The sequence below is a fragment of the Citrobacter sp. KTE151 genome (assembly GCF_000398845.1).
In the GTDB taxonomy this organism is placed as follows: Bacteria; Pseudomonadota; Gammaproteobacteria; order Enterobacterales; family Enterobacteriaceae; genus Citrobacter; species Citrobacter braakii.
The window spans coordinates 77,562-94,478 of sequence record NZ_KB976064.1 but is presented as its reverse complement, the minus strand read 5'-3'; the positions used below and the strand labels follow the sequence as shown (position 1 = coordinate 94,478).

General features: G+C 51.7%; 18 protein-coding genes. 11 read left to right on the top strand and 7 right to left on the bottom strand.

The genetic code is table 11. The features are described from left to right. The first annotated feature begins 123 nt into the window (after window positions 1–123). The 3 genes from ydfG to ydfZ all read left to right on the top strand — a co-directional run bounded on the left by ydfG (window position 124) and on the right by ydfZ (window position 2,036). The gene (gene ydfG, locus WC7_RS14155) at window positions 124–870 is read left to right on the top strand and encodes a bifunctional NADP-dependent 3-hydroxy acid dehydrogenase/3-hydroxypropionate dehydrogenase YdfG (protein ID WP_016153061.1); all 747 of its coding nucleotides are present in this window, start codon (window positions 124–126) and stop codon (window positions 868–870) included. A gap of 86 nt (window positions 871–956) precedes the next feature. Beyond that, complete coding sequence (locus WC7_RS14160) at window positions 957–1,643, top strand: GntR family transcriptional regulator (RefSeq protein WP_016153060.1); 687 nt, start codon at window positions 957–959, stop codon at window positions 1,641–1,643. Window positions 1,644–1,832: 189 nt separating this feature from the next. Next, window positions 1,833–2,036, top strand: coding sequence for a putative selenium delivery protein YdfZ (gene ydfZ, locus WC7_RS14165; RefSeq protein ID WP_003032393.1), 204 nt, complete (start codon window positions 1,833–1,835; stop codon window positions 2,034–2,036). A gap of 74 nt (window positions 2,037–2,110) precedes the next feature. Here ydfZ and WC7_RS14170 read toward each other — a convergent pair whose 3' ends face one another. From WC7_RS14170 to WC7_RS14190, 5 genes are all read right to left on the bottom strand, one after another. Continuing rightward, entirely contained in the window at window positions 2,111–3,577 is a 1,467-nt protein-coding gene (locus tag WC7_RS14170) for a mannitol dehydrogenase family protein (RefSeq protein ID WP_016153059.1), read from the bottom strand. A gap of 165 nt (window positions 3,578–3,742) precedes the next feature. Next, a complete protein-coding gene (locus tag WC7_RS14175) occupies window positions 3,743–5,122 on the bottom strand; it encodes an MFS transporter (RefSeq protein ID WP_016153058.1) in 1,380 nt (459 codons plus the stop codon). A gap of 53 nt (window positions 5,123–5,175) precedes the next feature. Then, complete coding sequence (locus WC7_RS14180; protein WP_016153057.1) at window positions 5,176–6,195, bottom strand: Zn-dependent oxidoreductase; 1,020 nt, start codon at window positions 6,193–6,195, stop codon at window positions 5,176–5,178. Between the two features lie 13 nt (window positions 6,196–6,208). Further along, entirely contained in the window at window positions 6,209–7,423 is a 1,215-nt protein-coding gene (gene rspA, locus WC7_RS14185) for a starvation-sensing protein RspA (RefSeq protein ID WP_016153056.1), read from the bottom strand. Window positions 7,424–7,530: 107 nt separating this feature from the next. After that, entirely contained in the window at window positions 7,531–7,857 is a 327-nt protein-coding gene (locus WC7_RS14190) for a YnfA family protein (protein ID WP_016153055.1), read from the bottom strand. Between the two features lie 153 nt (window positions 7,858–8,010). On the opposite strand from WC7_RS14190, the gene WC7_RS14195 reads away from it, so the two are divergent. Together WC7_RS14195 and speG are read left to right on the top strand one after the other, a co-directional pair. After that, entirely contained in the window at window positions 8,011–8,352 is a 342-nt protein-coding gene (locus WC7_RS14195) for a DUF1283 family protein (RefSeq protein ID WP_016153054.1), read from the top strand. A 35-nt stretch (window positions 8,353–8,387) separates the two neighbouring features. Continuing rightward, window positions 8,388–8,948: a spermidine N1-acetyltransferase gene (speG, locus tag WC7_RS14200; RefSeq protein WP_006684613.1), complete on the top strand. Its 561-nt coding sequence runs from the start codon at window positions 8,388–8,390 to the stop codon at window positions 8,946–8,948. Window positions 8,949–8,955: 7 nt separating this feature from the next. Here speG and WC7_RS14205 read toward each other — a convergent pair whose 3' ends face one another. Continuing rightward, window positions 8,956–9,666 (bottom strand): YnfC family lipoprotein, encoded by a 711-nt coding sequence (locus WC7_RS14205; RefSeq protein ID WP_029139534.1) that lies wholly within the window; start codon window positions 9,664–9,666, stop codon window positions 8,956–8,958. Between the two features lie 102 nt (window positions 9,667–9,768). Between WC7_RS14205 and WC7_RS14210 the strand changes: the two genes are divergently transcribed. The 6 genes from WC7_RS14210 (at window position 9,769) to clcB (ending at window position 16,213) form a co-directional block, all read left to right on the top strand. Beyond that, on the top strand, window positions 9,769–10,077 hold the full coding sequence (locus tag WC7_RS14210) for a DUF1161 domain-containing protein (protein ID WP_085951053.1): 309 nt from the start codon (window positions 9,769–9,771) through the stop codon (window positions 10,075–10,077). Between the two features lie 148 nt (window positions 10,078–10,225). Beyond that, window positions 10,226–12,664 (top strand): selenate/tellurate reductase subunit YnfE, encoded by a 2,439-nt coding sequence (gene ynfE, locus WC7_RS14215; protein WP_032947098.1) that lies wholly within the window; start codon window positions 10,226–10,228, stop codon window positions 12,662–12,664. Window positions 12,665–12,674: 10 nt separating this feature from the next. Continuing rightward, entirely contained in the window at window positions 12,675–13,292 is a 618-nt protein-coding gene (locus WC7_RS14220; RefSeq protein ID WP_016153050.1) for a DMSO/selenate family reductase complex B subunit, read from the top strand. A gap of 1 nt (window position 13,293) precedes the next feature. Continuing rightward, window positions 13,294–14,148 (top strand): DmsC/YnfH family molybdoenzyme membrane anchor subunit, encoded by an 855-nt coding sequence (locus WC7_RS14225; protein ID WP_016153049.1) that lies wholly within the window; start codon window positions 13,294–13,296, stop codon window positions 14,146–14,148. A gap of 42 nt (window positions 14,149–14,190) precedes the next feature. Beyond that, a complete protein-coding gene (dmsD, locus tag WC7_RS14230; protein WP_016153048.1) occupies window positions 14,191–14,805 on the top strand; it encodes a Tat proofreading chaperone DmsD in 615 nt (204 codons plus the stop codon). A 118-nt stretch (window positions 14,806–14,923) separates the two neighbouring features. Further along, a complete protein-coding gene (gene clcB, locus WC7_RS14235; RefSeq protein WP_016153047.1) occupies window positions 14,924–16,213 on the top strand; it encodes a voltage-gated ClC-type chloride channel ClcB in 1,290 nt (429 codons plus the stop codon). Here clcB and bioD read toward each other — a convergent pair. Beyond that, window positions 16,169–16,864, bottom strand: coding sequence for a dethiobiotin synthase (gene bioD / locus WC7_RS14240; RefSeq protein ID WP_016153046.1), 696 nt, complete (start codon window positions 16,862–16,864; stop codon window positions 16,169–16,171). The two genes, clcB and bioD, sit on opposite strands and share 45 nt — an antisense overlap. Window positions 16,865–16,917 lie beyond the last annotated feature (53 nt).

Genomic DNA, 16,917 nt, shown 5'->3' with positions numbered 1-16,917 from the left:
AACGATTTGTTTACCAGAGTAGACTTCCCGGGAATCGACCGCAATCGCGTTAAGCAGGAATAGCTCTGAACGGAAATGACGTGCTATGGTAGTACTACATAAAAAGCGTTGAGGAACAGTGAGATGATCGTTTTAGTAACCGGAGCAACCGCAGGTTTTGGTGAGTGCATTACGCGTCGTTTTATTGAGAATGGGCATAAAGTTATTGCCACCGGACGCCGCCAGGAGCGCCTGCAGGAACTCAAAGATGAGCTGGGTGACCGCCTCTATACCGCGCAACTGGACGTACGTAATCGTGCATCAATTGAAGAGATGCTGAACGCCTTACCCGCTGAATGGCGCGATATTGATGTTCTGGTCAACAACGCGGGTCTGGCGCTGGGCCTTGAGCCAGCCCACAAGGCCAGCGTTGAAGACTGGGAAAATATGATCGACACCAACAACAAAGGCCTGGTTTATATGACCCGTGCCGTTCTGCCAGGCATGGTTGAGCGCAACCGCGGTCATATTATCAATATCGGTTCTACCGCGGGCAGTTGGCCATACGCTGGTGGGAACGTCTACGGTGCGACCAAAGCGTTTGTTCGCCAGTTTAGCCTGAATTTACGTACTGACTTACACGGCACTGCGATTCGCGTTACCGACATTGAACCGGGTCTGGTTGGCGGTACGGAATTCTCTAACGTACGTTTCAAAGGCGATGACGCTAAAGCTGAAAAAGCCTACGAAAATACCACTGCCCTGACCCCGCAAGATGTTACAGAAGCGGTATGGTGGGTGGCGTCCTTACCCGCTCATGTCAACATTAACACCCTTGAAATGATGCCTGTCACACAGTCTTTTGCCGGACTGAGTATTCATCGGAGCTAATTTCTCTGCCCGGCCTTGCGCCGGGTATAGATAGCCTGAAATAAGTGATAAGATCTCCGGGTTAACTCTCTAAAAAGTAAGAATGAATGACCGTAGAAACGCAGCTCAACCCTACACAACCGGTAAATCAACAGATTTACCGTATTCTTCGTCGTGATATCGTGCACTGTCTGATTGCACCCGGTACGCCGCTGTCGGAGAAAGAGGTTTCCGTACGCTTTAATGTGTCACGCCAGCCGGTACGAGAAGCATTCATCAAACTGGCAGAGAACGGTCTGATTCAGATCCGCCCGCAGCGTGGCAGCTACGTAAACAAAATTTCGCTGTCGCAGGTGCAAAACGGCTGTTTTGTTCGCCAGGCAATTGAATGTGCCGTGGTCCGCCGCGCCGCATCACTGATCACCGATAAACAGTGCTATCAGCTCGAACAAAATCTGCATCAGCAGCGCATCGCGATTGATCGAAAACAAATCAATGATTTCTTCCAGCTAGATGACGAATTTCATCAGAAACTGGCTTTAATCGCTGAGTGCCAGCTCGCCTGGGACACCGTTGAGAATATTAAGGCCACGATTGACCGCGTTCGCTATATGAGCCTGGATCATATCTCTCCGCCTGAAATGCTGCTGCGTCAGCATCACGATATTTTTACCGCACTTGAGAAACATGATGGCGATGCCGTTGAGCGCGCAATGATGCTGCATCTCCAGGAAATTGGTGAGTCCGTTCAGCTAATCCGTCAGGAAAATAGCGACTGGTTCAGCGAAGATTAATATTACGCTCACCTCACACCGAGGTGAGTTTCTCCTGCGTTTCCCCTCTCCTGCACATCTGCATAAAAAAAGCTGTGATTTTGATCGAAAACAAAAAAAATCATTAACGAGAAGCGTATTTATATTGCGCCCGTTACGTGGGACTAGAGCCCACGGGCTTTGACGGTAAGTTGGAAAGGAGAAAACACCATGAAAACATACGATCGTAACCGTAACGCAATCACCACTGGCAGCCGCGTCATGATTAGCGACACCGGACTTACAGGCCGCATTACAGCGATAGATACCGATGGCCTGACCGCTGAGCAAATTCGCCGCGGGAAAACAGTGGAAATCGAAGGGTGTGAAGGTAAATATGCCCCCCTCGAACTGATTCGTTTGGGCATGAACTAATTGGTGTGAATGCCAAAAAACAATGCGCCATCTGGCCTGTTTATAGCCAGATGGCGACTTAAATGATGTTCTCGTTACTTCAGTTTTGCAGCATACTTCGCAACGGTTGACTTTGCCCCTTCAGCCAGTAAAGCAAGATAGGCTTGTGTGACCTGGTTCTTGAACAATTCTACCTGCGGCAGTTCACGACCAAAAATAGCATCGATCGCCAGCAGCGCCTGGACACGATCTTCGCCCTCGTTACTGCTATGCACCGCTTTCTGGATCACCGGTAACAGCGGATCGCTGATTTCAATCGCCTGGCCCTGATCATCCACACCGCCGACGTAACGCATCCAGCCAGCCACGCCCAGCGCCAGCAGTTCAAAGTGGCTACCGTGCACAATGTGCCAGCGAACGGAGTCCAGCATACGCTGCGGCAGTTTTTGACTGCCGTCCATCGCGATCTGCCAGGTGCGATGACGCAGTGCCGGGTTGCTGTAGCGCTCAATTAACAGATCGGCATAGTGCGGAAGATCCACACCTTTCACTTTTAACGTGGGCGCTTGTTCCTGCAACATCAGCGCGCGCGCGGCGAGGCGATAATTTTCATCGCCCATGCAATCGTTAATGTGCTGATATCCCGCCAGATACCCCAGATAAGCAAGGAAAGAGTGGCTGCCGTTGAGCATACGCAGTTTCATCTCTTCAAACGGAATGACATCAGCAACCAGCTCCGCTCCCGCCTTCTCCCATTCAGGGCGGCCAGCGACAAAGTTATCTTCAATAACCCACTGACGGAACGGTTCACATGCCACGCCTGCCGGATCGCGTACGCCGGTAATGTGTTCAATTTTGTCCAGCGTATCCTGGGTAACTGCAGGGACAATGCGGTCAACCATTGTCGACGGGAATGTGACATGTTGTTCGATCCACGCAGCCAGTTCCGCATCCACCGCCCGGGCATACGCGGTGACAACATTGCGCATCACATGACCGTTTTCCGGCATGTTGTCGCAGGACATCACGGTAAAAGCGGGTAACCCCGCAGCTTTGCGGCGTGCAAGCGCCTCAACCACAACGCCTGGCGCAGTTTTTGGCTGTTTTGGGTTTTGTAGATCGGCGGTAATCATCGGGTTGTCTAACATCAATTGACCGGTCGCCGGAGAATGGCAATACCCTTTCTCGGTAATGGTCAGGGAAACAATCGCAACCTGCGGTTCACTCATCGCAGCCAGTACGCTTTCCAGCCCATCAACCTGCGCATGCAGCGCATTTTTCACCACGCCCACGACTCTTGCAGTCCATGCATCCGCAGACATTTCTGCAACGGTATACAGGTTATCTTGCTGTTTCAGATCGGCAATCTGCTGCTCGCCGCCAATCAGGTTCACTTCGCAATAGCCCCAGTCACTGCCGTGATCTGCAGCGAGAATGTCAGCGTAAACCCCCTGATGTGCGCGGTGAAATGCGCCAAACCCCAGATGAACAATACGCGGAACCAGTTTTGTACGATCGTAGTCGGGAACTGCAGCCTTTGCCGTTAAGAGCTTGTTTTGCATGGTATGACCTACTTATCAATGAAATCAGGATTGATTCAGAGTAACGCCTGTATGGTTGTATGTTTTGATTTGCATTAAGCTTTTAATGATTGGTATGACATCACTTAAAGCTGTGTACCAGCATAAACGGAGAACGAGCGCCTCCGTTCATGCTGCGGCTGTGGATTAGCTTGTCTGGGTCGCTGAACAACGCATCTTATCGGCTTTACTCACCTCAGCAGCATCCTCAAGCGCACTCAGATCGCGGTCTTTCACCTCTGGCATCAGCAGCGCGGAAACCAAACCGATCAGTGAGTAGGCAATGACCATCACCAGAATTGGCCACCAGGAGTTAGTCATGTTACAGAAGATACCAGCCAGAACCGGACCAAAACCAACGGCAACCAGCCCACCCGCCTCTTTTGAAATCGCCATGCGTGTGAATCGGTTACGGGCACCGAACATTTCAGCCATGGTAATATTTTCGAGAGCAAATAATCCCAATACGGCAAAGTTATGAATAACAATCAGTGCCGTCATAATAACGCCCGGACTATACGTTTTATCCACGACGATTGAGAGCATTGGGTAAGCCAGAATAATTGCCGAAATATTCAGAATAATATAAGGCAACCGGCGACCAAACTTATCAGACAACCAGCCGAGCAGCGGTATCGTAATAAATCCTAGTACCGAACTAATCATTAAAGCATCGGTGGGTATTGATTTATCAAATAACAACGTCTGCACTAAATACCCAGCAAGGAAGGTTTGGATTAACCCAGAGTTACCCGCCTGTCCAAACCGTAAACCGGTTGCCAGCCAGAAGGATTTACTGGTAAACATCGCCCCTAGTGTATTTTCCGACGAATTATTTAATGCAGGAGAATTTTCCTCGTCATTAACTTTCTCAAATACCGGACTTTCTTTGAGGTTCATACGTAACCAGATGGCAAAAATCATTACCACGACACTTGCCAGGAACGGAATTCGCCAGCCCCAGGCTAACAGTTCTTCCCGGTCAAGAGCAAAGAACATCACCGCCCAGATAGCAGTTGCACTAAGGGTTCCACAGTTTGTCCCCATGGCGACAAGCGAGGAAATGATGCCGCGTTTGCCTTTTGGCGCATACTCAGCAAGCATAGTCCCTGCGCCCGAGATTTCAGCCCCCGCGCCAAGCCCTTGTACGATACGCAGCGTCACCAGCAATACGGGAGCAAAGATACCGATTTGCGCATACGTTGGCAGTACGCCGATTAATGTTGTGCAGATCCCCATCATGGTGATGGTAATAAACAGCACCTTTTTACGCTCAATGCTATCTCCCATTTTGCCAAATATAAATGCTCCGACGATACGAGCAATATATCCTGCACCATAGGTACCCATTGCTAAAATGAGCGCCATCGCTGCAGACTGTTCCGGGAAAAATATCTCATGGAATACCAGCGCGGCCCCCAGAGAATATAATTGGAAATCCATAAATTCGAGCGCAGTACCTAACCATCCGGATACGGCGGCTCTGACCAGATCCTTCGTTGATCTTTCGTGTTTTTCTTGATTCATATTGGCTATCTCTAAGAGGTAAGATGCGTACCACTTACTCGCAGTTATTTATATTATTCAGTGAATGTGAGTAAAACTTTGCAGCAGTGCTGCTGATCTTTCTCAAACAATTCAATTGCGTCGGTAACGTGGTGATAGTCAAAAGTATGGGTAATAAGTTGGTTAGGCTCGATAAGTCCGTTGACTAACCAATCAATAACAACCGGGAATTTGTTCGCATTTAATCTTGAGGAATAAATTGAAAGTTCTTTCCCGGTAATGCCTTGTTGAACAATCTGACAAGGATCGCTGGAGAAGCCCATCAGAACAATCCGCGCGGCTGGCGATGCCAGCGTGATAGCCTCCTGTAAAATAGATGGATGACAAGCTGCATCCACGATGATGGTCGGTTTTAGCCCTTTTTCCGTCAGGAAATCTTGCAACGATTGCTGACTATTATTGACTGCCCAGTCTGCACCGCACTGCTTCGCCATGCTAAGGCGTTCATCGATTCTGTCAGCAATCACCACGGTTTTTACTTTATAGACACGTTTAAGCGCCTGTACGGTGGTCAGCCCCATAGGACCCGCGCCATAAATCAGCGCAATATCGTTTTCTGTTGGATTTATTTGCCCGGTTACGTTTGCGGCGATGGTAAAAGGCTCAACCATAACGGCATGCTCATCAGGCACGGCATCGGGGATCGTCCAGGCATTTTTCTCTGGCACGACAGCGTACTCGCTAAAACCGCCATCGCGATGCACGCCCAGCACCACCAGCGATGTGCAAACGTTAGGTTTACCAATTGAACAGGGATAACAATGTCCGCAACTGATAACCGGATCAACGGATACTCGCTCGCCCATTCGCGAACGGTCAACACCTTCACCTACCGCATCAATCACGCCAAAAAACTCGTGGCCAATCACACGTGGGTATTTTGCAAATGGATTGTGTCCGCGATAAATATGGCTGTCAGAACCACAAATTCCCGCCAGTTTCACCCTAACCCTGACTTCGCCTACAGAGGGTTCTGGTACCGGTAGCTCGGCAATATTCAGCGTATTTGGTTTTTCAATCACAATACTTTTCATAGCAAATCACTCCTTACCAGTTCCACAACGTGCCATCTTCCAGACGAGCAACAGGCAGATATGCAGGGTCATACGGATATTTCGCCGCCAGCTTTTCATCAAACTCGATCCCAAGACCTGGTTTGTCTCCTGGATGCATATAGCCGTTATCAAAGGTCCAGTTGTGCGGGAACACTTCCAACATTTGCTCGGAATACCCCATATATTCCTGTACGCCGAAGTTCGGCACCCACAGATCAAAGTGCAACGCAGCGGCCATGCATACTGGGGACAGATCGGAAGGTCCATGCGAACCGGTACGTACCTGATACAGCGACGCGAAATCGGCAATTCGACGCATGCCAGTGATACCGCCCGCATGGGTGATGGTGGTGCGGATATAGTCGATCAATTGCTCTTCGATAAGCTGTTTGCAGTCCCAGATGCTGTTGAAAACTTCCCCTACCGCAATCGGCGTGACCGTATGCTGGCGGATCAGGCGGAAGCATTCCTGGTTTTCAGCCGGGGTTGGGTCTTCCATCCAGAACAGACGGTATTGCTCGATGCTTTTGCCGAAACGGGCCGCTTCAATTGGCGTCAGACGGTGGTGCATATCGTGCAGAAGATGTTCGTTGAAACCAAACTTGTCGCGCACGGCTTCAAACAGTGTTGGTGTGAAATCGAGGTACTTCTCCGTTGACCATAACTGCTCTTCTGGCCACTGCCCTTTGGTAGCGGGTTCGTAGGCCAGTCCTTTGCCTTTAGACATACCGTAAGTGGTTTTCATACCCGGCACGCCGCACTGCACGCGAATTGCTTTAAAGCCCATCTCTTTATGGCGCGCATAATCTTCGAGTACGTCATCAACGGTATGGCCTGTGGTGTGACAGTAAACCATAACGCCTTCACGAGATGCGCCGCCGAGCAGCTGGTACAACGGCATATTCGCCGCTTTCGCTTTGATGTCCCACAATGCCATATCCACCGCGGAAATCGCCGACATGGTGACCGGACCACGACGCCAGTACGCGCCTTTGTAGAAAAACTGCCAGATATCCTCAATTCGGTGCGCATCGCGACCAATCAGCTGCGGACAAACATGATCTTTCAGATAGGACGCTACGGATAACTCGCGTCCGTTTAACGTGGCATCTCCCAGCCCAGTGATCCCATCGTCTGTGGTAATTTTCAACGTGACAAAATTACGCCCCGGACAGGTGACAAACACTTCAGCCCCAACAATCTTCATCTCTTATTCCTTGCATTTGTTCTTGTGATGCAGGAAATTTACCCAACTGAGCTACTACCATACAAGTATGAAGATCAAAAAAGCGCTGATTGATCACAAAAAAGGCGCTATGCGCGCCCCCATCCAGCCACAATAATCAGCATGCCGCACAATGCCACCAGCGCGCCTGACCAGTCGTACAGGCTAAGTTTTACGCCGTCAACAATACGTAGCCATAGCAGCGCTGTCACCACGTAAACTCCACCATAGGCCGCGTACACACGCCCGCTTGCTGCCGGATGCAGCGTCAGTAACCAGACGAATAAGGCCAGTGACATCCCGGCGGGTATCAGCAGCCAGGCCGTAGCCCCTCGCTTAAGCCAGAGCCAGGGTAAAAAGCAGCCAATGATTTCGCATAACGCGGTGATGAAAAAAAGGAATGTGGTCTTAAGCATTGATGTTATTCAGTTACCTTCGGTTTAACCATGATACGACAGAATGTCGTTAGCGTATCCATCTCCGCTGAGTGGGTATGCCCGCAAGCCGGAATAGTGTAGAATTTAACCCTGTTTTATTGTTTTTCCCCTTTCCCATAAAAGGAATTCACCATGAATATTACACTGACCAAACGCCTGTGCCTGACGGCTATGCTGACGCTGGCTGCGGCTGTGTACACCTCTTCCGCATTTGCTGAAACCAGTAAACTGATCATTGAATCCGGGGACAGTGCGCAAAGTCGTCAACAGGCAGCAATGGAAAAGGAACAATGGAACGATACGCGTCAGTTACGCCAGAAGGTCAACAAGCGTGCAGAGAAAGAGTGGGACAAAACCGACGCAGCTTTCGATAGCCGTGATAAGTGCGAACAGAGCGCTAATATTAATGCGTACTGGGAGCCCAACACCCTGCGCTGCCTCGACCGCCGCACTGGCCGCACCGTTGCCCCATAATGATTGCACTTTAAAAGATATTGAAAGGATACGATATGACTAGCGCCCTCAGTGTTAAGTTGCGCCCGCTGGAGCGTGAAGATTTACGATTTGTCCATCAGCTTGATAACAACGCCAGCGTAATGCGTTACTGGTTTGAAGAACCTTACGAAGCATTTGTTGAGCTGTCAGATCTGTATGACAAGCATATCCACGACCAAAGCGAACGTCGCTTTGTTGTGGAATGCGACGGTGAAAAAGCCGGACTGGTGGAGCTGGTTGAAATTAACCATGTGCACCGCCGGGCAGAATTCCAGATCATTATTTCGCCGGAATATCAGGGCAAAGGTTTGGCTTCCCGGGCTGCTAAGCTGGCGATGGATTACGGCTTTACCGTACTTAACTTATATAAGCTGTATCTGATCGTTGATAAAGAGAACGAAAAAGCCATCCACATCTACCGTAAACTCGGGTTTATGGTCGAAGGCGAGCTGATTCATGAATTCTTTATCAACGGCCAATACCGCAACACTATCCGCATGTGTATCTTCCAGCAGCAGTATCTGGCAGAACATAAAACGTCAGGTCCTAACCTGCTGCAACCTACCGCTCAGTAAAGACTGACTAATAGTAATCGATGGTGTTTTCAATCGAGTAATGGTGTTCAACTGCCGGCTTCACGCTCTCGTCAACGATAACAAGCTGGCAGTTGACCGGATTAGCATAGTCATCATACTTGCACGTTTGTTTTACATTACCTAACGGATGGTTATTGAGCAGGCTTACCGCGGTGTAATCCAGCTTCTTCAACGGGTCAACCGACGGTTTGGCATCAACCTGCAAGGTATTGTCCTTATTGACGGTGGTTTTACCCAGCGGGTAGCCTTCCGCATCATAGCGATATTGCACCTTCATCTCTTTTCCCGTGGCGGAAACGACAAAACCGTTATCGTCGGTATCCCATACCACGCCCGCCGCAGGCAGTTCTGCTAACTGACATTTACCCTGTAAGCGGATCCGTTTTTCCAGCGTTTTGGCGTCCCGGTAATAGTTAGCATCCAGGACCAGCGCCATGCCGGTATTGCTTTCAATATCATGCAATTCAAGCGTATCGAAGCACCCTTCCTGTGAGAGCGTACCGACAACGCGCTTGGTGACTTCACCTTTGTCATTAAGCAGCGTCTGGCTGAAATCTTTTACTGGCCCGCGCAGCGGATCGAAATCAAATTCATTGGAAAAACTGGCCATTTCCGGCGTAAAGGAATCCAGGCCTTTGGCGTTATCACACCCGGCCAACACGACGCACAGGAAACCTAATAAGATCTTTTTCTTCACATTTTTCACCGGGATAAGAAGATAATTCTCAATCATATTAGCAAATACAGTTATTTACACCAGAAATGCTAATCTTAGTCCAGGTCGATCATAAAGGAGCTGATGATGAAATACATAACAGGAATTGCCGCGCTCTTACTTGCCGTCGCATCCCCGCAGGTTTTGGCGGCACCGGCGTCATGTGAACGCGTGAAAAGTGATATCGAACAGCGCATCATTAATAATGGCGTTGCTGAATCCAGCTTTACGCTGAACATTGTTCCCAACGATCAGGCCGATCAGCCTGATTCACTGGTCGTGGGACATTGTGCAAACGATACGCACAAAATTCTCTATACCCGAACCAACAGTGGCAACGCCCCTGCCAATAGCACCCCTGCCCAGGACGGGCACGTCGCCGAACCGCAATAAATCACGCCCTCCGTGCGCGGAGGGTCACTCCAGTTTGATATGCATTAAGATGACATACCCATAACTGGGTAAACTCAAACCATTATTAGCATGCTATTAATTTCGTTATAGAAATTAATATATAGCGATAACTATAATGGGGTGAGTAATGTCAAAAACTGAGCAATATGGAGGCATTAGCCGCAGGACGTTAGTGAAATCCTCGGCAATCGGTTCGCTGGCGCTTGCCGCGGGTGGGCTGTCGTTACCTTTCGGAATGCGCACTGCCGCCGCAGCGGTACAGCAGGCGATACAACCCGTTGAAGAAAAAGTGGTTTGGGGCGCTTGTTCCGTAAACTGCGGCAGCCGTTGTGCCCTGCAACTCCACGTCAAAGATAATGAAGTCGTATGGGTGGAGTCCGATACGACCGGGAACGATATTTATGGTCAACACCAGGTTCGCGCCTGTTTGCGTGGCCGCTCAATCCGTCGACGGATCAATCATCCGGATCGCCTGAATTACCCCATGAAGCGCGTAGGCAAACGTGGTGAAGGTAAATTTGAGCGTATAACCTGGCAGGAAGCACTGGACACCATCAGTGCCAGTTTGAAAAATACCGTGCACAAATACGGTAACGAGGCCGTGTATATCAACTACACCTCTGGCATTGTAGGCGGCAACATTACTCGCTCCTCCCCTTATGCCTCGCTGGTCGCTCGCCTGATGAACTGCTATGGCGGATTCCTGAGTCATTACGGCACCTACAGTACCGCACAAATCGCGGCGGCAATGCCTTATACATATGGTTCAAACGAAGGCAACAGCACCTCCGATATCGAAAACACGAAGCTGGTGGTGATGTTCGGCAATAATCCCGCCGAAACGCGTATGAGCGGAGGTGGAATAACTTACTTCCTGGAACAGGCCAGGGAGCGCTCTAATGCCCGGATGATCGTCATCGACCCGCGTTATACCGATACCGCAGCGGGTCGTGAAGATGAATGGATCCCTATTCGTCCAGGCACCGATGCTGCATTAGTAGCCGGAATCGCCTGGGTCCTGATTCACGAAGATCTCGTTGACCAGACGTTTCTGGATACATACTGCATTGGTTACGACGAGAAAACCCTGCCCGCCGACGCCCCCGCTAATGGGCACTACAAAGCCTATATTTTGGGCAACGGTGATGACGGTATCGCTAAAACTCCCCAGTGGGCCTCACATGTTACCGGGATCCCAGCCGAGCGCATTATCAAACTGGCTCGGGAAATCGGCAGTACAAAACCCGCATATATTTGTCAGGGCTGGGGTCCGCAACGCCAGGCTAACGGCGAGCTGACCTCACGCGCAATCGCGATGCTGCCGATCCTGACCGGCAACGTCGGCATCAACGGCGGCAATAGCGGTGCACGAGAATCAACCTACACCATCACGATTGAGCGTATGCCGCTGCCAGAAAATCCCATTAAGACCCAGATATCCTGCTTTAGCTGGACCGACGCAATCGTCCGGGGCCCGGAAATGACCGCTACCCGCGATGGCGTACGTGGGAAAGAAAAGCTCGACGTGCCGATTAAATTTATCTGGAACTACGCGGGCAACACCATCACCAATCAGCACTCAGATATCAATAAAACGCATGAGATCCTTCAGGACGACACGAAATGCGAAATGATTGTGGTCATCGAAAACTTCATGACCTCTTCGGCCAAATATGCCGATATTCTGTTGCCTGATTTAATGACCGTCGAACAGGAAGACATCATTCCTAACGATTATGCAGGCAACATGGGTTACCTCATTTTTATTCAACCCGCGACGTCGCCTAAGTTCGAGCGCAAACCGATCTACTGGATAATGAGTGAAGTCGCAAAACGTCTTGGCGATGATGTCTATCAACGGTTTACTGAAGGCCGTACCCAGGAGCAGTGGCTTCAGTATCTGTATGCAAAAATGCTGGCTAAAGACCCCGCGCTCCCGACTTATGACGAGCTGAAAAAAATGGGGATCTATAAACGCAAAGATCCTAACGGACACTTTGTCGCCTATAGAAAATTCCGCGAGGATCCACAGGCCAACCCGCTCAAAACACCGTCTGGCAAGATTGAAATTTACTCCAGCCGACTGGCGAAAATTGCCAGTACATGGGAACTGCAAAAGGACGAGGTAATCAGTCCGCTTCCCGTTTATGCATCCACGTTTGAAGGGTGGGATGACCCGAAACGCAGTTCATTCCCGCTGCAGATGTTTGGTTTCCACTACAAATCCCGCACCCACTCCAGCTACGGCAATATCGATGTTCTCCAGGCATCCTGTCGTCAGGAAGTATGGATCAATCCCATCGATGCCCAAAAACGGGAGATTGCAAATGGCGATATGGTGCGAGTCTTTAACGATCGCGGTGAACTGCGTATCCCGGCAAAAGTAACGCCACGAATTTTGCCCGGAGTAAGCGCAATGGGCCAGGATGCATGGCACGATGCCGATATGGCTGGCGATAAGATTGACCATGGCGCCTGCGTCAATACGCTGACAACTCAGCGCCCGTCGCCGCTGGCAAAGGGCAACCCACAGCATACTAACCTGGTCGAGATCGAGAAGGCATAAGGACTAACCCATGACAACTCAGTATGGATTTTTTATTGATTCCAGCCGTTGCACGGGGTGTAAAACCTGCGAGCTGGCCTGCAAAGATTACAAGGATCTCACTCCCGACGTCAGTTTCCGGCGTATTTACGAATATGCTGGAGGCGACTGGCTGGAAGATAACGGCGTCTGGCAACAGAATGTCTTCGCCTATTACCTCTCCATTGCCTGTAACCACTGCGAAGATCCGGCCTGCACCAAGGTTTGCCCCAGCGGCGCTATGCATAAGCGTGAAGATGGTTTTGTGGTGGTGGATGAAGACATATGCATAGGCTGTCGCTACTGCCATATGGCCTGCCCGTACGGCGCACCGCAGTACAATGCCGCCAAAGGTCATATGACCAAGTGCGATGGCTGTCATGACCGCGTAGCCGACGGCAAAAAGCCCATCTGCGTCGAGTCCTGTCCGCTGCGCGCGCTGGACTTTGGTCCAATTGATGAGCTGCGCAAAAAGCACGGTGAACTGGCGGCGGTCGCTCCGCTGCCAGGTGCGCACTTCACCAAACCGAACATTGTGATCAAACCCAACGCCAATAGCCGCCCGACCGGGGATACCACGGGTTATCTGGCGAATCCGCAGGAGGTGTAACATGGGCAATGGATGGCATGAATGGCCGCTGGTCCTGTTTACGGTGCTGGGCCAGTGCGTGGCCGGAGCGCTGATAGTGAGTGGCTATGGCTGGCTGACCGCTAAAGACGAGGTGGCAAAACAACGTATCGTGCGCAGCATGTTTTTTCTGTGGCTGGTGATGGGCATCGCCTTTCTCGCCTCGGTAATGCACCTGGGTTCGCCACTGCGCGCCTTTAACTCGCTGAACAGAGTTGGCGCATCTGCGCTGAGTAACGAAATCGCCAGTGGTTCACTGTTTTTCGCCGTCGGTGGCCTGTGGTGGCTGGTGGCGTTTCTCGGTAAAATGCCCGCAGCGTTAGGTAAAATCTGGCTGCTGGTGGGCATGCTGCTGGGTCTGGTATTTGTGCTGGCGATGACCAGCGTCTACCAGATAGACACTGTCCCGACCTGGTATAACGGCTACACTACGGTGGCATTTTTTATGACGATGTTGCTGAGCGGACCGCTGTTTGCCGCCCTGCTGCTGCGTGCTGCGGGTGTTTCCTCTGGCACCGCCAGATTCGCCTACGTGAGCGTTTTGGCCCTACTGGTGATCGTGGTGGTTATTGTTCTGCAGGGCCTGTCTCTCGGCGGGATCCACAGTTCGGTACAATCCGCCAGCGCGCTGGTTCCCGACTACGGAAGCTTGCAGGTCTGGCGCATCATTCTGCTGGCCGCCGGTCTGGGCTGCTGGATATGCCCGCTGATCCGTCGTAAAGCACCGTCCGTCGGCGGCCTGGCGCTGGGCTTAGTGTTAGTCCTCGCCGGTGAAATCATTGGCCGCGGATTGTTTTACGGTTTACATATGACAGTCGGAATGGCTGTTGCAGGTTAACTTTCGGGTGCGGGGCAACCCGCACTGTTCAGGATTGTTTGCATGACCCATTTTTCGCAAGGTGACAACTTTTCTACTGCGGCGCGCGTACTCGGCGCACTGTTTTACTATGCGCCAGATAGCGCGGAAGCCTCTGCCTTAGTCAGCGCGTTAAGAGCCGATGGCTGGCAGGCGCAGTGGCCGCTCGATCAGGCAATGCTTTTCCCGCTGGCAGCACGGCTACAAGCCGAGGTCGATGAGCCTCTCCCGCAGGCCTGGCAACGCCTGTTTGTCGGTCCATATGCGCTACCCTCTCCGCCCTGGGGATCTGTCTGGCTGGATCGTGAAAACGTGTTGTTTGGCGACTCTACGCTGGCACTCCGTCAGTGGATGCGGGACAACGGTATCCAGTTTGCCATGCAGCAAAATGAGCCAGAAGATCACTTTGGTTCACTGCTGTTGCTGACGGCCTGGCTTGCTGAAAATGAACGCCACACCGAGTGCGAACAGCTGCTGGCCTGGCATCTGTTCCCGTGGTCATCCCGCTTCCTTGATGTGTTTATCGAAAAAGCTGACCACCCGTTTTACCAGGCGCTGGGGGAGCTGGCCCGTCTGACGCTGGCGCAATGGCAGTCGCAGTTACTGATCCCGATAGCCGATAAGCCACTTTTTCGTTAGTTTCACCACAGGCAGGATGTGTCCTGCCTGTGTAGCATCTGTTGCGCACGCTGAGCTTTTGCTTCTGTTGCCAAATAGCCGCAAAATAAAGCGTCTGAAATTTCCTGTCTGGTCACTCATGCATCATTTACATGCTTATCCTGACCTGCGCGCCATGTTCCGCCGCCTGCTGATTGCTGCACTGATTGGTATCCTTGCTGCGTTGGCCGTCGCAGGATTTCGCCACGCCATGCTCCTTCTTGAATGGTTGTTCCTGAGCAATGACACAGGGAGTCTGGTCAACGCGGCAACAAACCTTTCCCCTGTAAGACGCATGCTGACACCTGCGTTAGGAGGGCTGGCGGCGGGTTTGCTGCTTTGGGGATGGCAAACGTTCAACCGGTTACGCCCGCAGGCTCCCACTGATTACATGGAAGCCTTGCAAACTAACGGACAATTTGACGTCAGTGCAAGCCTGGTGAAATCGCTGGCCTCGTTACTGGTCGTCTCCAGCGGGAGTGCCATCGGGCGCGAAGGTGCCATGATTTTACTGGCAGCGCTGGCAGCCTCCAGCTTTGCTCAACGCTTCACCCCGCGCACAGAATGGAAGTTATGGATTGCCTGCGGAGCCGCTGCGGGTATGGCCGGAGCGTATCATGCCCCACTGGCGGGCAGTCTATTTATTGCTGAAGTATTGTTTGGCACGTTGATCCTCGCGTCACTGGGACCGGTGGTGGTATCCGCCGTCGTCGCCTTGCTCACCACCAATATGCTGAGCGCCAGCAATGCGCTGCTGTATGCCGTGCACTTCACACGGGAACTGCATGCGCTGGAATACGTCATGATCATCAGCACCGGTCTGGCTGCCGGCGTTTGCGGACCGCTATTCATGTGGTTGATGACCACCAGCCATAATGTTTTTTTGCGCTTAAAACTCTCGCCCCCGTGGCAACTGGCGCTTGGCGGGCTGATCGTTGGCCTGCTGTCATTGCTCACGCCTGCGGTCTGGGGTAACGGCTACAGCGTGGTGCAGTCATATTTACTCTCCCCACCGCTGCTGGCCGTGGTGAGCGGGATCTTCATCTGCAAATTACTGGCGGTGCTTGCCAGCAGTGGTTCCGGTGCGCCTGGCGGTGTGTTTACGCCAACGCTGTTTGTCGGTCTTTCGGTGGGTATGCTGCTGGGACGAGTGTGGGGATTATGGCTTCCGGGTCCGGATGAGATTGCCATTCTGCTGGGATTAACGGGGATGGCCACGCTGCTGGCAGCGACCACGCATGCGCCAATAATGTCGACACTGATGGTTTGTGAAATGACCGGGGAGTATCGTCTGCTCCCCGGGTTGCTGATTGCCTGTGTGGTGGCGTCTGTGCTGTCGCGAACGTTACGCCAGGACTCTATCTACCGACAACACGCTGCCGAGCATTGACAGACGGATGTACTGAGACAGCTCGCGTTGCTCTGCGCGAGGCAGATAAGGCAGTTCACCGATCAGCGGTGCGGGTAATTTTTTGCCCAGCACATCAATGATTTCCGCATAATGTGCCAGCCCCGGGTTGATTCGGTTCGCGACCCAGCCAATCAAAGGCAGTCCGTCGCTGGCAATCGCCTGTGCGGTGAGGATGGCATGATTAATACAGCCTTCCTGGATACCCACCACCATCAGTACCGGCAGTTGTTCCTGCACCACCCATTCAGATAGCGGACGCAGATCGTTCATCAGGCTCCGCCAGCCTCCGGTGCCTTCAACGACAACGTGATCCACTTTTTCGCTGAGGCTTGCGAGGCCGTTGGATAACAGGGTGTAATTGACCGGACCACTATGCGCTACGCTGCTTTCATCCTCACTCAACGCAATCGGGTTGACCGCCTCGTAGGGCAATTCGATAGTGGACACGCTTTGCAGCACCAGCGCATCTTTGTTGCGCAGACCTTCAGGTGTCTCTTTGCTTCCTTTGGCCACGGGTTTGTAGCCCGCAACGCTTTTACCCCCTGACGCTAACGCTTGTAGTAATGCGCGGGAAACCACGGTCTTCCCAACAGAAGTGTCTGTACCTGTAATAAAGAAACGCTTCAGCATCACTAACTCCACCGTTATGCTTTGAAAATATAAGTCAGGAAAATAATACAGTG